This window comes from Variovorax sp. P1_H2 (assembly GCF_056405295.1).
In genome coordinates, this window is sequence record NZ_JBFUCJ010000075.1 from 1 (window position 1) to 15,313 (window position 15,313).

12 protein-coding genes and 1 pseudogene are annotated in these 15,313 nt (G+C 62.9%); 11 read left to right on the plus strand and 2 right to left on the minus strand.

All coding sequences use genetic code 11. From position 1 onward, the window contains the following. From AC1D2E_RS22830 to AC1D2E_RS22850, 5 genes and pseudogenes are all read left to right on the plus strand, one after another. Positions 1-315 (plus strand): annotated as a pseudogene (locus AC1D2E_RS22830) (SAM-dependent methyltransferase); the annotation flags it as partial. A gap of 456 nt (positions 316-771) precedes the next feature. Then, on the plus strand, positions 772-1,836 hold the full coding sequence (locus AC1D2E_RS22835) for a MerR family transcriptional regulator (RefSeq protein WP_478199510.1): 1,065 nt from the start codon (positions 772-774) through the stop codon (positions 1,834-1,836). A gap of 124 nt (positions 1,837-1,960) precedes the next feature. Next, positions 1,961-2,752, plus strand: a complete 792-nt coding sequence (locus AC1D2E_RS22840) for an SDR family NAD(P)-dependent oxidoreductase (protein WP_478199511.1) — start codon at positions 1,961-1,963, stop codon at positions 2,750-2,752. A gap of 821 nt (positions 2,753-3,573) precedes the next feature. Further along, positions 3,574-3,966, plus strand: coding sequence for a hypothetical protein (locus AC1D2E_RS22845; protein WP_478199512.1), 393 nt, complete (start codon positions 3,574-3,576; stop codon positions 3,964-3,966). A gap of 559 nt (positions 3,967-4,525) precedes the next feature. Beyond that, positions 4,526-5,173, plus strand: a complete 648-nt coding sequence (locus AC1D2E_RS22850; protein WP_478199513.1) for a 2'-5' RNA ligase family protein — start codon at positions 4,526-4,528, stop codon at positions 5,171-5,173. Between the two features lie 18 nt (positions 5,174-5,191). Here the strand turns inward: AC1D2E_RS22850 and AC1D2E_RS22855 are convergent, their stop codons facing one another. Further along, on the minus strand, positions 5,192-6,826 hold the full coding sequence (locus AC1D2E_RS22855; RefSeq protein ID WP_478199514.1) for an alkaline phosphatase family protein: 1,635 nt from the start codon (positions 6,824-6,826) through the stop codon (positions 5,192-5,194). A gap of 425 nt (positions 6,827-7,251) precedes the next feature. On the opposite strand from AC1D2E_RS22855, the gene AC1D2E_RS22860 reads away from it, so the two are divergent. The 4 genes from AC1D2E_RS22860 (at position 7,252) to AC1D2E_RS22875 (ending at position 11,731) form a co-directional block, all read left to right on the plus strand. Beyond that, positions 7,252-8,172, plus strand: a complete 921-nt coding sequence (locus AC1D2E_RS22860; protein ID WP_478199515.1) for an HAD family hydrolase — start codon at positions 7,252-7,254, stop codon at positions 8,170-8,172. A 191-nt stretch (positions 8,173-8,363) separates the two neighbouring features. Next, complete coding sequence (locus AC1D2E_RS22865) at positions 8,364-9,500, plus strand: IS110 family RNA-guided transposase (protein ID WP_478199516.1); 1,137 nt, start codon at positions 8,364-8,366, stop codon at positions 9,498-9,500. Positions 9,501-10,385: 885 nt separating this feature from the next. After that, entirely contained in the window at positions 10,386-10,790 is a 405-nt protein-coding gene (locus tag AC1D2E_RS22870; protein WP_478199517.1) for a DoxX family protein, read from the plus strand. A 488-nt stretch (positions 10,791-11,278) separates the two neighbouring features. Further along, a complete protein-coding gene (locus tag AC1D2E_RS22875) occupies positions 11,279-11,731 on the plus strand; it encodes a pyridoxamine 5'-phosphate oxidase family protein (protein WP_478199518.1) in 453 nt (150 codons plus the stop codon). 674 nt (positions 11,732-12,405) lie between these two features. Here AC1D2E_RS22875 and AC1D2E_RS22880 read toward each other — a convergent pair. Then, positions 12,406-13,050 (minus strand): hypothetical protein, encoded by a 645-nt coding sequence (locus AC1D2E_RS22880; RefSeq protein WP_478199519.1) that lies wholly within the window; start codon positions 13,048-13,050, stop codon positions 12,406-12,408. A gap of 230 nt (positions 13,051-13,280) precedes the next feature. Here AC1D2E_RS22880 and AC1D2E_RS22885 point away from each other — a divergent pair, with 230 nt between their 5' ends. Further along, on the plus strand, positions 13,281-14,012 hold the full coding sequence (locus AC1D2E_RS22885; RefSeq protein WP_478199520.1) for a response regulator: 732 nt from the start codon (positions 13,281-13,283) through the stop codon (positions 14,010-14,012). 38 nt (positions 14,013-14,050) lie between these two features. After that, positions 14,051-15,094 (plus strand): ATP-binding protein, encoded by a 1,044-nt coding sequence (locus AC1D2E_RS22890; protein WP_478199521.1) that lies wholly within the window; start codon positions 14,051-14,053, stop codon positions 15,092-15,094. The last annotated feature ends 219 nt before the right edge of the window (positions 15,095-15,313 follow it).

Here is a 15,313-nt window from a genome sequence, read left to right on the forward strand (position 1 = left end):
GTAGGCCACAAGCGGCGCTACGAGCCGCCGTGCCTGCTCGCAAAGCTGGCGCAGCACCACCTCGTTGTGGAGCGCAGCGCGGTGTTCGGGATGAAGCCGCGCTCGTCGCGCTTAGTCGACATCGGCATGTGGTGGCTCTCGCATCATCGTGAGCTGGCCATGTGCGCGTACAACCGGGTATTCATGCCGTTCGGATTGCGATTCCAGAAGGAGCTGCAGCTCGCCCCTGGAATGATCGCAACAGACGAGGTCGACGAGATCCTGCTCGTGTGCCGAAGGGACGCTCGGGCCGACTCCCTGGCCGGCCCAACGTAGCCGCGGGCTGTTGTCGATAGGAATCACCGTGAAGACTTCGTGCTCGCGTTGCGAAAGGCGCGCGGATTGCCCAGCGATCACCGAAGGGCAGCTTCCCGGAGCGGCTTCGGAATTACGCTCCCGGCCAGAACCAGACCTTCACCGAGACCTCCCAAATGCTTGATGCTCTCGTTTCACCATGGTCTTGTCTTGGCGCCCTTGCCGGGTTGCTGCTCGCGATGGCGGTCCATTGGGCCGCGCCGGGCGACATTGACACCGTTCAGGCCGGGGCATGGTTGGTGGGCATCGGCTGGGTTGCGGGCCTTGCGTGGGACCTCATGGGCCGCGGGAGCTCCAAGTAGCCCGCCGGCCTGGCCAACAGCCGACGTTCGTAGGGCCGAACCGAAACTCACTTGACCCGGCCCCTAGGGCCGCCTTTAAAAAGGGCCTCTTCGGTCAAACATGATGAGGTGATTTTTGAACAGTCCCATTCGATTCCTAAGCCCCGCGGAGGCTGCCAGCCGGCTCGGCGTCTCTGCCAAGGCGCTACGCATCTACGAGCAGCGCGGCCTGGTGACCCCAGCTCGCAACGCGGCGGGGTGGCGGTCTTATGGACCCGACGAGATGCAGCGTGGCGGCGAAATCGTGACCCTGCGCGCGCTCGGCCTCAGCCTCGCGCAAGTGGCTGGCGTATTGAAAGGCGAGTCCGAGGGTCTAGAGCCCGCCTTGGCCGCACATCAGGCCGTGCTTGAAGGMCGCGTTCGCCAGCTCGCGGGCACCATCGAGAGAGTCCGCGGTATGCGAGCCAATCTCGGCCGCGGTCAGACGCCGACGGTCGAGGAGCTAGCGTGCCTGCAGGACTCCGCCACAGAGCTCACCATCGAATTTGAACTGCCCTGGCCCTGGGGTGGCGAATGGTTCAAGTTGCGCGACATCCGGCCGCTTAACTACATCGTTGGCCCGCTAGGCAGCGGCAAGACTCGGCTGGCCCTGCGCTTGGCCGAGGTTCTGCCCTCGGCGGCGTTCATGGGTTTGGAGCGGGTTGAGGATGGCTGCGCTACGACGCGTCTCGACGCAGACCCGAACCTCCGATTGCGCGTCAACCAGACGCTCGACTGGCTGGTGGAAGACGGCGCTACCGTGTCTGAAGCATTAGTCGCCTTGCTGACCGGATTGGAAGCCGAAGGGCCGGCCATCCTGGTCGTCGACATGGTGGAGCACGGACTGGATTCAGCTACACAAGAAGCTGTGGCCGCCCATCTGCGTCGCCGCAGGTCTGATGACCGTCCACTCTTCTTGCTCACACGTTCCTGTGCAATCCTGGATTTGGCATCCGTAGGCGCGAAAGAATCCATCATTCTTTGCCCTGCCAATCACAGCCCTCCCACTCAAGTTGCCCCCTATCCTGGTGCTCCGGGCTACGAAGCGGTCGCTACCTGTTTGGCCGCCCCCGAGGTACGCGCGCGCACGGAAGGGGTCATCGCATGGCGCCCCCGGCGGCGTGAGGACTCTCGAGAACGAGGCTGTGCTGCGAGAGGCTAGAGTCGGCCATGAGCGGCCGCTCGACGACGGCCTCGAATTCGCCTACGCTGAGCCTCAAGGGCCAGTCACCGCCGCACTTCGCCGCCTGGCAGAGCCCGTCATTTCTCTTTGAAGGGCACGCGCAATGAATCTCCAACTCACAAGCAAGCTGGCGCTGGTTACCGGCAGCACAGCAGGTATCGGATTCGCCATCGCGCATGCCCTGGCAGCGGAGGGTGCGCGCGTTATCGTCAATGGGCGTTCGCAGAACTCGGTGGACGGCGCGGTCGCTCAAATGAAGGCGGCGGAAGGCGGCGAAGTCATTGGTTTCGCCGGCGACTTGAGCACGGCCGCTGCCGCGCAAGCCTTGGTGACGAAGTACCCTAACATCGAGATTCTGGTCAACAACCTCGGCATCTTCGAACCCAAGCCGTTCGAAGAAATTCCGGATGAGGACTGGACGCGCTTTTTCGATGTGAATGTCCTGAGCGGCGTCCGCATGGCGCGTTTGGTATTGCCCGCGATGAGGCGCGCTAACTGGGGGCGCATCATCTTCATCTCAAGCGAGAGTGCGGTCCAGATTCCTTCGGAGATGATTCACTACGGCATGACGAAGACGGCGCAGTTGGCCGTTTCCCGCGGATTGGCCGAGGCCGTCGCCGGCACTGGAATCACCGTCAACAGCATCCTGCCGGGTCCGACCAAGTCGCGGGGTGTGGGCGAATTCGTCGAGGCGCTCGCCAAGGCCGATGGCAAGTCCTTCGATGCCTATGAGAGGGAGTTTTTCGAAAAGGTGCGACCGACGTCCCTCATCAAGAGGTTCGAAACTCCAGCGGAGATTGCCTCCATGGTGGCTTACATTGCCAGCCCGCTTTCATCGGGGACGACAGGGGCGGCGCTTCGCGTCGACGGCGGCTGTACGAAAAGCGCGTTCTAGGCTGCGGCTCTCGGCCATAAGGCGACCTTCGACCACCGGTCAGGAATCGTCCCTCCAGCAGAGCCAGAACACTTTCATCAGACGTTGAGCGGATGGTTCGCCATTGTTATCAAGGCTGGGCTGCTCATCGAAGAGCTTGGCGAGCCGACGGTGGGCGCCGGCGCCGGAAAGTCTGGGACGGTCCTGGACGAAACGCAGGTCGCACCGCTCTCGCTCCATGTGCGCGCTTCCAAACGCTCGGCTGGAGGGTCGCAGCGTTGGTCCGACATGCCCGCTGCGACCAAGTGAACTCCTGGACTCAGACCCGCGCGGCCGTGTAGGCCTGCTCGTTCTTCAGCGAAGCCACCACCGGCCTCGCGCTTTCCTCGTCCAGACGGCCGCGGCAAGTGAGTTGCCGCTCGCATCATTTTGTGGACAAGGTAGAAGGGGACGCACCAACATGGCGTGCTGCAATGTGTTGCCCCAACGCACGTAAAACGTGCTGCCTCCTATGAGGAAGTGACGTTGTGCAGTGCACCAAATCACGAAAGTCAAGACCTTGTTTTCCCCGTGACCGGTGCATGACTCTGTGGATAACCGGCCGGGCATCTTGCCGGAGCCGCATTCTGCTTGGCTTTCATTGCGGTGCTCAGCGAACGAGCAGTCCCATCCCCAGTTCAAGTTTTTTGTAGGACCGAGCTTGGCCAGAAGCAGGTATTGGCGACAGTCCCTTCTCCGGCAGCAGAAATTCACTGCCGCAGGGGGCGAAGCCATACAAATCGATTAGCAGGACGCGGCGGGCTGGCCTACATTGGTCTTCCACCGACCACGAGGAATGCAACATGCCCATTCGCATCGCATCGCTGACCCACCGCATCGCGAAGAACGGCGCGATGCTTCACCAGGCGACGATGGACCGCGTCCACTCGCTGGGGGCGGACCATGAGCCATCCGAAGCCGAACAGGCGCTGGCCGAGGAGCGCCGCCTGCTCAAGGAGGAGCGTGCGAAGCGCCAAGCGCAAGCGCAGCAGCCGAGGGCGAAGGCCATCGACAAGCTGGTGAGGACGCACCACGCGCAGGCCAAGGAGAAGCCCAAGGAAAAAAAGGAGCCCAAGGAGGCCAAGAAGGCCAAGGCTGGCACGGCCCACAGGCCCTCGCGTGCCGAGAAGCACGCTGCGCAGGCGGCGGCCCTTCAGGCCGCGAGTAGAGCGCCGAAGAAGTCGGCGAAGACCTAAGAAGGCTCTCAGGCACGGCGCGGAGCGCGGACGCGCTCTTCCGAGTACAGGCGGAGTACGAATCGCCCTGCCTCGGTGTCGCGCAGGCCMCGAACCTCCTCGCGCATAGCAGGCGACACTTCGTCGAGCACAGGGTAAGCGGGACCGCATCCTGCCGGAAGCAGCCTCGGTGACGCGAGAGCGGCGGCTGCTTCGGAGAAGTCGCTAGGACCGATTCGGGCCCGCTGCAGCCAGGATGGATGTGGCAGGATGCGGCCACAACCCGTCATTCGCCTTCGACGACGATTGCAACTGGAACCACGTCACGGACAAGCCCATAGTCGTTGAGCTGCGCTCGACCTTCCCCTGCCGAGCCGGGTATGCACAGACGCAGGCATTGTGGGCCGGGCCTTGACGCGGACACCAAATAGATGGTTCTCACGCCCAGCGCGGTCCTTGCTTGTCCTGGGACGATCTCTATACTGAAGTCGTTCTGTCGTGTTGCGGTGGCGCGCTGCGCACTCCAGTTGGTCACAGATGACAAGGGCACTCGGGCGTCGAAAGCCCGGGTTGTGAAGACATGACCCTCCCCCTCCCCGCGAATCCGGTCACGGCGATCGACATCCTGCTCGAACCAGATGCCAGGATGCTCAAGCACGCTGAAGCCAACAATGCTCGCCTGCTCAAGGTTTTTCCCAAGGGATTTGCTCTGGACGCGGCCCACCGCCCGCACGTCACGCTGGTGCAGCAGTTCGTCCGCACTACGAGCCTGGACGATGTATATGCCGCCGTCGAAAAGGTCTTCGCTGGAACTCGACCGGGCGACATGGAAATGGAAGCCTACAAGTACTACTACATCCCGAGCCAGGAGATTGGGCTGGCTGGCATCGTCGTGAAGCCCACTCCGCAACTGCTTGACCTGCAGGCGGCACTGCTCGAGGCGGTGACGCCGTTTACGACGGAGACCGGCGACTCGGCCGCGTTCGTCACGACACCCGATGACCCCGTCATCGACCCGCTGCTCATTCAGTACATTTCCGTGTTCGTGCAGAAGGCATCCGGTGAACATTTCAATCCCCACGTCAGTACCGGCGTTGCGTCACGCAAGTACCTCGACGCGATGCTCGCCGAGCCATTCGAGCCGTTCAGCTTTTCGTTCGTGGGCGCTGCCATTTATCAACTGGGCCAGTTCGGCACTGCGGCCAGGAAACTCAAGGGCTGGGATTGAAGCCCTTCGATGCCGCGATCACCCTTTGGTCCGCAATCCCGGGAAGAGCTTGAAAGCATCGTCGCGAATCATGGCAATGGCCTCGGCACCGGTCAGTTGGGCGTCCGGCGAAATGGTCGGCACCGTCGCACCCAACATTCTCTCGAACGCCAGCATGCTATGCACCAGTGCCTTGCCGAGCGGCGACAGCGGAAGATCCGGCGGAAGCAAGGCGGTGTCGAACTTCGGAACTGGCCTCGGGACGACCTCAGGCCATTGATCCGGGGTCCTCGGCTTGCTGAGCGCGAGAACGGGAGCGATGTCCCGAGCCGAGGCGTCGCGCGCGGTGAGGGGGCGCCCGAGCGACCACCGCTTGCGCAGAGTCTGGATGAGGGAGGTGTGGCGATATTCATCGTTGACCACGGTGCGCTCGGGGACCCATGCCGAGATCGCGATGGCCGGCACCCGCGCCCCCGACCGATTGAACGTGAACCCCATCTGGCCGGCCGGCGCCGAGCGGTTCGGCGGCACAGCGGGCGGAGGCGGGACATGGTCGTAGGTGCCACCCGATTCGTCGAAGACGACCATCAGAAGCGTATTGAGATAGTTCGATCCGCTGGACGATGACGAGGAGCGGACCCCGTCGTAGACCGTTGCCAGCAGCGCGTCGCCGCCCAGTAGAGAGGATGGCGGATCGAACGGCAGGCCGTGGATCGTTGCCGAGATCGGCGGGTGCATGTCATTGTGGCCGTGCCACAGGTTCGGTTCGATGAACGAGTAGGTCGGCAGGCGGCCTCTTCGGGCGTCTTCGAGGAAGTCGCCCACCGTCGAGAAGTTGGTTGCGAAGCGGTTGCGCAATCGCGATGCGTGAATGATTCCGGTGAAGGAAGCTGGGCTTGGCGCATCGCAGTAGACGCGCCATGTTAATCCCTTGGCCTGCAGGCGCTCGAACAGGGTCTCTGCCTTGTTGTGAACGGGAAAGGATTCGGGCGGAGACATGTTGACGACGTAGCCCGAGGCCGTGCCCGCATGGAAGAAGGAGCGGTTGGTGAAGGTCTGCGACGGCACCTCGCAGAACCAGTGGTCGAAGACGGCGAAGCCCCGAGCCAGCGCCGACATCACCGGCATCTGCTCCGGCGTGTATCCCGTCATGATCTGCGCGTACTCGTCGTAGGTCGGCTGCCGCCTCATCTCGGCCGTGAACGCGCTGATGTAGTCCATCACGAACCCGTCCATCGTGGGCTGCTGGCGCGGATCGCTCGGCGCGTTGTAGGGGGCCACCATGTGCGCCAACGACATGAAGCGGTTCTTCGGGTCCAGGATGCCGAACAGATCCGTGTTGATGTGCGGATACTCCTCGCCCGGATCCGGGTGCGGCGTATTCATCGTGCGTGACACTCCGTAGGCAACGATCTTGCGGTCGGCGCCATCCTCAGCCCATTCCGGGATCGGGTTCTTGAGATCCTTGCCAATCACACCCTCGAACGACCTGACTTCGCCCGGTGTGTAGAGGCGTCCAAGCAAATTGTCGAACGAGCGGTTCTCGAACATGAGCACCACAACGTGATCGAGTGCCTTGCGTCGGTCGGACCCTTGCGCTCGGGTGAGCCCGGGAAAGGCGACGCTGGCCGCTGTCGTGCCGACGATCTCGATGACCTTGCGCCGTGTCGTCATAATTTACCTCGTCGGCTTCAACCGCGAACGAAACACCGCCGCGCATGTTGGATCTTCGTCGGCTCCTTGCCTGCGCCTAGGCGAGCGTAGTACCGCAGACTACTCTCGGCGCTCCGCGTGGCAATCCCAGCGACCACGTAGGCCACGTACGTGGATCAGCTACTCGGCGCGCGCTATCGCGCCGCATCGCCTACGAAACCGCAGGTCGTCAGCTCCAGGCGCGTCTGGGCTCAGTTGTTTGCGTCTTGCCCGACTGGCAGTACAGTGCCGCAACGGCGAAATGCCACGCCGAAAAGCCCGCTTCGGGCCAGTGCAAAGGCGGCTCTGCGCTCCTGGGCGGATCGGCATCGGCGCGTGTTTCTGACGGGCAGCCCTGCAACAGAGGATCTGCCAGTTTCCACATCATGAAGTGTCAAGGAGCAGGCATGAATCCGAACAAGCTTTCGAACTGGAACGACTGTGCTTCGCGCACTGCGATCGTGGACTTCGTCGAAAGGATCACCCGGCCGGGCGGCTCCGATTTCGTGCCACCGGCCGATCGGATCGCGACCTTTGACAACGACGGCACCCTCTGGTGCGAGCGACCCCTCCAGGTCCAGTTCTTCTTTGCGAGGGCCCGTCTCGAGCAGTTGGCGCAAGCGGATCCGTCCTTTCGAACACGCGAACCCTTCAAGACTCTCCTTGAACACGACATGACCCAGATTCCGCCGCTGGGGAAAGAGGACTTGATGCACCTTGCGGCAACCGTGCACTCGGGCACGACGGTGGACGAATTTGGCCAACTCGCCCGGCTGTGGCTCGCCTCCGCCAAGAACCCGACGCTCGCGCGCCCCTTCACCGAGTTGACATACAAGCCACAGATTGAACTACTGCATTTCCTGCGCGAGAACGGCTTCAAAACCTTTGTCGTTTCCGGCGGTGGCATCGACCTCATGCGCGCATGCAGCGAAACGCTCTACGGGGTGGCGCGCGACGAAGTGATAGGCAGCAGCATGAAGACGCGGTTCGAAATTCGTGACGGACGAGCCGAGTTGGTCAAGCTTGCCGAGATAGAAAGCTTCAGCGACCGGGAGGTCAAGGTGAGCAGCATTGCCCGCCATATTGGCCGTCGTCCGGTCCTCGCCTTCGGGAATTCCGACGGCGACATTGCGATGCTCAGGTACACGCGAACGGGTGATGGCCCGCGCCTGGCGCTGCTGCTGCACCATGACGACGCAGAAAGAGAGTTCGCCTATGACCGCGACTTCGCCCCCAGTCCCTTGGCGGAAGCACTCGATCACGCGGACGAGTACGGGCTGCAGGTCGTCAGCATGAAGCGCGACTGGGCCCAGGTCTTYTCGGCTTGAAAGGGTCGGCGCACCAGCCCGAAATGTTGCGGCGAAAGGCCGCTTTGGAGCAAGTGCAAAGTCGGCTCAGGGCCCGAAGCGGGCCTACAGCGGACGGCAACGGGGCCCGAAAGATGCTATGTGGGACTACTCGAGAGAGACCCGTTTAGCTAAAACGGGATTTCCTTAACTTCTTGGCAGAGGAGATGGAAATGTCGACGACCCAAGCAGTCCCACAACGTGAGAATACGGCGATCCAGGGCGAGCTGTACATGAGCTTCGAGCTCGGCGATAAGAAGTGGAAGTTGACGGCGAGCGATGGCCGCCTCAGCCCGAGCCGATACAACGTGGACGCGGGCGATACGGCCGCCGTTGCGCACTGCATCGACAAGGCCCGGGAGCGCTGCAGGCTCGAGCCGCAGGCCCAGGTGCACTCGTGCTACGAAGCCGGGCGCGACGGCTGGTGGCTGCACCGCTGGCTGTTCGAGCAGGGTGTCGACAACATCGTGGTCGACTCCTCCAGCATTGAGGTGAACCGACACGCCAGGCGGGCCAAGACCGACCGGCTCGACGGTGACAAGCTGCTGGCGATGCTGCTGCGCCATCATCGCGGCGAGCGGGTGTGGTCGATGGTGCATGAGCCCACGCCCGAGGACGAAGACGCACGCCGCACGCATCGCGAGCTCGCCCGGCTGACGCACGAGCGCACCTCACACATGAATCGCATCGGTTCGCTGCTGGTCTTGCACAACTTGCGTCCGCAAATCATCATCGGCGGGCGCGACTGGGCGCGCTGGTGGGAACGCCATGGCGAGCAGGTGCCGCCTATCTTGCGCGCCGAGATCGAGCGGGAGAGCGCACGGCTGGCGTTGGTCAAGCAGCAGATGAAGGCGATGGAAACCGAGCGGCGCCAGGAACTGGCCGATGGCAAGCAGCCGCAGGTGGCGCAACTGACCCAGTTGCGCGCCATCGGACCCAAGGGCGCCTGGGTGCTGGTCAAGGAGGTGTTCGGCTGGCGGCGCTTCGCCAACCGGCGCGAGCTGGCCGGCTGCCTGGGGTTGGCACCCACCCCATATGCCAGCGGCGACAGCCAGATCGAGCAAGGCATCAGCAAGGCGGGCAACAAGCGAGCGCGCGCGTTGCTGGTCGAACTCGCCTGGGGCTGGCTGCGCTGGCAGCCCGGCAGCGCATTGACCCAGTGGTTCAACCGGCGCTTCGCGGGTGGGGGCAAGCGCATGCGTCGCGTGGGCATCGCGGCCCTGGCGAGAAAACTGGCGATCGCGCTGTGGCGCTATCTGCAAGGCGGCGAGATCCCGGCTGGCGCCTTGCTCAAGCCGACCTCTGCCTGAAGTCCCGAACAACTTTCTTCCAACGCTGGGCAAGGAATGCATCATGATGATCAAAGGTCGACGCGCCCGCAACGGCCGCGGGTCACTTCAAAGTAGTGACCGTTCCAAAAGAAGGGGCGCTCCGGTAACCGGGGTTTGCCAGTGCGCTTCACGCGCATGCAGCATGAGGTGCCGGGTGCTCACGCCCTGCACGGATAGAAGTTCGCCCGAGCACTGGCTCGAGCGCTCGCCATGACCCCGACCTCGGATCAGGATGCATGCCACGTCCGCCTCATCCCACTCAGCAACACGCAGGTGCCGCCATGAAATGCCGCTCATCGATCCGTTGATCAAAAAGCCTTGACAGACAAGTCCTCATAGAAGCGGCCGTTGGATGCTCGCTGCACCGGTGCGCCCGCGGAACTTTGAAAAAGCGAGCGGTGCAACCTTGAAAACGGCGCTCGTAAGCTGTTGATTTTCCTGGGTTAGCAAGTGCGACAACCGTGGAGGAACTCAGTTCGTTCAAAGTTAGGCCGGATTTCCATCAAGATTAGGGTCTAACTTTGACGGCAGCGCGCGCAAGTTGTTGATTCAATGGGAAGACGGTCACCGCGGCCTCCGAGCTCGGTTCGTCGGTGAGCGTGCCGAAGTAGGGCGGGAAGGGCGGCGAGCGCGTCGAACCCAGCAGCCAAACAAGCCACCGATGATGACGCGCGTGCGCACTGACCGCTCGGCCGGCCACAATGAGCAAACAGCCGTTCCCGGCGCGAAACGCGGGGACTCGTGCCTCTATGCCTGAGACGGGGGTGCGAAAGAAAATGGCCAGCGTGTTGTACCTCTGGCTTCTGTCGACGCCGAGAACGGGGAGCGCGACAATCGCGGCTTCGCTATCTTAGGGAGCTCCTCATGCTGAGATCCGACGACGCCGGCAAACTCGTGCTTCGCCTTGGCCTTGGCCTCATCGTCCTCGTGCATGGAATCAGCAAGCTGAGCGGAGGCCTCGGCTACATCTCCGGCCTGCTCACATCGCACGGACTACCGCCCGCGCTTGCCTATTTGGTCTACGTCGGCGAGATCGTGGCGCCGCTGTTGCTTATCGTTGGCCTCTATTCGCGACCGGCAGCCTGGATCGTCGTAATCAACATGATCGCGGCGATTGGCCTGGTTCGCTATAAGGACATGTTCGTTATCAGCAAGACCGGGGGCTGGGGGATGGAACTGGAGGGCCTGCTCCTGATCTCGGCGGTAGCAGTGGCGTTGCTCGGCGCCGGCCGCTTCAGCCTGGGCGGGAGCGACAGCAAGCTCAACTGAGCCGATTCGAACGAGAGATAGCATCCCGCCGTCGCGCATCCGCGGCGCGCGCGAGGACAAGACGCCAAGCGCTACACGGTTTGAGAGACCAGGTTAGGCGAGCCACGCCGCAAATGCCGGCCGCAACGGGTCGCGTGCGCCAGTTCAAGCAACGCCGTCGTCAGGCGGCAGTACGCGCAATAGCGGACCGTGGATCGTGGTCCGGCAGCTGGCCGTTACTGATCGGGCACTCAGAACTGTCGCCTGGTCTGCGCCGGTCAGCCCAGTTGCAGACGATCAGGCGCCCCTGAGAGGCGCGGACCCTTCTTCGCATGTCGGGCGCCGCCCACTGGGGTGGCACAGGCACACAGCATCGCGCGGCCCAGCGACAAGCGTTTGACCCACCGCAAAGCAGGTGCTCAGGCCTTGATCGCAGTCAAGGCCGCGCGGCCGAACCATCCCAGAATATCCGTTGAACGCTCCCCTCTTGACGCTCGTGGAGGTGATACATGGACGACGAAATCAGAAGGAAGATCCTGGCGCTGCTGGATCAGCATCGAATCATGACAGTCGCGACGCTGCGTCCGGATGGCTGGCCGCAGGCAACGACCGTCGGCTATGTGAACGAAGGCCTGACCCTGTACTTTCTCTGCGGGCTGGACAGTCAGAAGGCAAGAAACCTGGCGCRAGATGACCGGCTCTCGCTGACGATCGATCACGACACGGCGGATTTGATGGCGATCACCGGCCTGTCGATGGCCGCTCGTGCGCGTGCGGTGGATGATCGGGCAGAAGCGGAGAAAGTCCTGCGCATGCTGCCGCTGAAATACCCCGACGCAGGGCCTCTGCCGATGAAGATGCCGGGCCCGGACGAGGTCCGCCTGTTCCGCGTCACACCCACGGTCATTTCCGTTCTCGATTACTCGAAGGGCTTCGGCCACACGGATCTCGCCGTTTGCTGATTGCGTGGGGACGTCGCAGCAGGCGAGCGAGGTGGACCGAACGAGAGATGGGATACCGATATCAGCAAGGGCCGAGATGACGTGTGGCGAACGCTGCTTCATGCAGTGCCAAAAGACGGCTCAGATTCGGTCCCAGAGGTCAGGCGATCTTGAGTCGGCGCAGTTCCGGCGCCAGGCTCACGCCCCCCGCCCGCTTCACGGCCTGGTTGACGGCAGCGCGGAGCGAGCCAAGGTCCGTTTGCACCATGCGCTGCACGCATTCGAGCGCGGTGCTGCGCTCGACGCCCGCACACGGCCGAACGCCCGCGCCCCACCCCTTCGGACGGGTCCGGCAAGGGTTTGTTCTAGGGTTGCCGCCCGGAACGAGCGCCACGATGGAGCTTCCGTCTACGTCGAAAGCAGATACCGCGACGTCGCGAGTGCCCGCATGGGGCGGCCCTGACGGCCCGTAATCGGCCAACTGCGGTCGTTGGTGAGGGTCAGCTTCCGAGAAGCGAAACTCCGAGTTTGTTGATCGGCAACTATGACTTAGCAACTGCGCAATAACGTCTTGAGCAACGGAAAAGGGGATCGAACCCCCATTCGCCACAGCGTGGTACCACGCCAGTCGCATCGGAGCCTCGCCTGCCAAGCCACGATGGTTCACCCACAGTGAGCGTCTCGAATTCTTATGATCAGCGCAGCTGATGACCGGCGCCAAAGCCGCTCATGCCCGCGGCCGGGCCGCGCGGCCCAATCGCCATGCGGGACATCATGCCGCGACGCATCGCCGCCATTCCATCCTGTACCAGGTCTGTCACTTCGCCCGCGTGCCCTTGCAGCGCAGCGACGACTTTGGCATCGCTCGATGTTTGGGTGACCACCGCGCCTTTGGCGGTCATCTCGACTTTGGAGCTGATCTTGTCTCGATTCTCGAACAGCGTCGGCAGGGTGCTGCTGAAGATATTGAATTCACGCCCGTCCTTCAGACGCTGGTACATGCTGGCAACGTGCGCCTTGATCGCTTGCGCGACTTGAGGGTCATCGGATTCGGTCACTGTGCGAATCCCGTCGGTCAGCATCGTCACCGAACGCTTGATCCTGGTGTTGTTGGCCAGCAGGTCATGCACAAGATCCATGTCGGCGGCGGAGCCGGCATCCTGCCTTTTCAGCATCGCTGTGGGCCCCATCGGACCATGACCGCCAGCGGCGGCGTCATGGTCCATTCCGTGGGTCGCGCCGTGACCCATGTTAAAAGGCTGTCCGAATACTGTGGCCGCGGTGAGCCCCAGCGCCATAGCGGCTGCGATAGCGATTGTGAATTTGGATTCGCGCTTCATGACGTCTCTCCATACCAAACAGAGTGGGTGAGCAAGCAGGCTCGAAAGGAATTGAATGGCCCTTGCATGAGGTTGTGCTTGAGGTCAGGATGGATATTGGGCGTGCGAGCCGCGTGTGGAAGATTGCTGCCGAGCATGGAATTGCATCACCAGCTCTCGGATGCACCTCGCGCAATACTGCGATACAAAGCGAGCCGCCACCCTGTTCGGGGCTGAATCACGCTTACGCCATGGACCACAAAGATCGCATCCTAATCGTCGACGACGACCTGGAAATCCGTCAGTTGCTCGTCGATTACCTGCTCCGCAATGGCTTTGACGCCGTGTCGGCTGCCAGCGGACGAGAGCTGTGGCAACTGCTGAGCAAGCACGCCATCGACCTGGTTGTTCTTGACCTGATGCTTCCTGACGCCGACGGCCTGACGCTGTGCCGCGATCTGCGCGCCAAGTCCAATCTGCCGGTCTTGATGCTGACCGCGCGTGGCGAGGAGACCGATCGCATCCTCGGCATCGAGATGGGCGCAGACGACTACTTGGTCAAGCCGTTCAGCCCGCGCGAGCTGCTGGCGCGCATCAAGGGCATCTTGCGCCGCACACGTTCGCTACCGCCCAATCTCAAGCCGGACACTCAGCGCTGCCTGGCGTTCGCCGGCTGGAAACTCGATACCGCCACCCGGGTGCTCACCGGCCCCGATGGCGTCGTCACGCCCTTGTCGGGAGCCGAGTATCGGTTGCTTCGTATCCTGCTCGACCATCCCAACAGGGTGCTTAATCGGGATCAGCTCGTGGAATTGATCCATGGCCGCGAAGCCGAGCCTTACGACCGCGCCATCGATGTCCAGGTGAGCCGCCTGCGCCAACGACTGCAGGACGATGGTCGCGAAGCCCGGCTCATCAAAACCGTGCGTGGCGAAGGCTACGTGCTGGCCGCCGCGGTCGAGGGATTGCCCTCATGCGCCTAATTCTTGCCAAATTGTTGCCGCGCTCTCTGTCTCGGCGCATGACGCTGATCCTTGTGCTCGGCTTGCTCATCGCGCAGGTGGTTAGCTTGGTGCTGCACCTGCAAGACCGGGCCGCCATGCTGGACGTCGGCCACAACCATCCAGGAATGCGGGATTTCGAGGGGCTGCCCTTGCCCTTTCTTTGGCACGTGTCGCTGACCCTGGGCGCGGTCGTCGTTTTGTCGCTGGTGGCCGTTCGTTGGGTGACCCGCCCGCTCGAACGGATGGCGGCAGCGGCGACGGCCTTTGCCCACGATCTCGACGCCCCTCCGCTGGACGAGACCGGGCCCACGGAAGTACGCCTTGYCGCGGAAGCCTTCAATTTCATGCAGCAGCGGCTGCGCCAGTTGGTGATCGAGCGCGGCCGGGCCCTTGCAGCGGTTTCTCACGACCTGCGCACGCCGCTCACTCGCATGCGGTTGCGAACTGAATTGGTGGAAGACCCAGCCTTGCAGGAAAAGCTCAACGCGGACATCGACGCAATGCGAAACATGGTCAACAGCGTCCTGGCCTATCTGGGTGGGCTTGAAGATGCCGAACCTATGCAGCCGATCAACATGGAGGCACTGTTATCCAGCATTGTTGACGATCAGCACGCAATCGGCCGAAGGGTCAGTCTTGTGCAGCAGGCTCCAGGGCGGACCGTACGCCCTTACGTCGGCAAGCTGTCAATCTTGAAGCGGGCGATCGACAACCTCATCGACAACGCCGTCGTGCACGGCCACGCCGTCGGGGTGCGGATCGAGGAATCTTCGAATGAGCTTCGCGTGGTGGTCGAGGATGACGGACCCGGAATTCCCAGTGCGGAACTCGCGCACGTCACCGAACCTTTCGTCCGCCTCGACGCATCGCGCGGACATGACACCGGAGGCGTGGGTCTAGGCCTAGCCATCGTGCGTGACGCGGCGGCTTACCACGGAGGCCGGCTGGTTCTGGAGAATCGCGAGAGTGGCGGCTTACGAGCGAGCTTGGTGCTGCCGGTGATTCGTGGGTCCAGGGCGCCGACTGGGGATGGCGTGCCGGCGCGGTCGGCGACGGCTTGATTGCCCTCCGGCGCTTCGTCTTCATCGCTATCGTTTGACATGTCTGGCCCGCGCCTGCACCTGGCGCATTTTCAAGTTTTCAAGATCGATTGCGTTGCCATGATGCGCCACGGCGCTACGGGCTCCTTGCAGGGGAGTGATCAACCGGTCGCGTGTCGCGTCGTACCGAACTGGGGGGGGTGGCCTCGCGGAAGCGTCGGCGGCGGCCCTCACTACTGT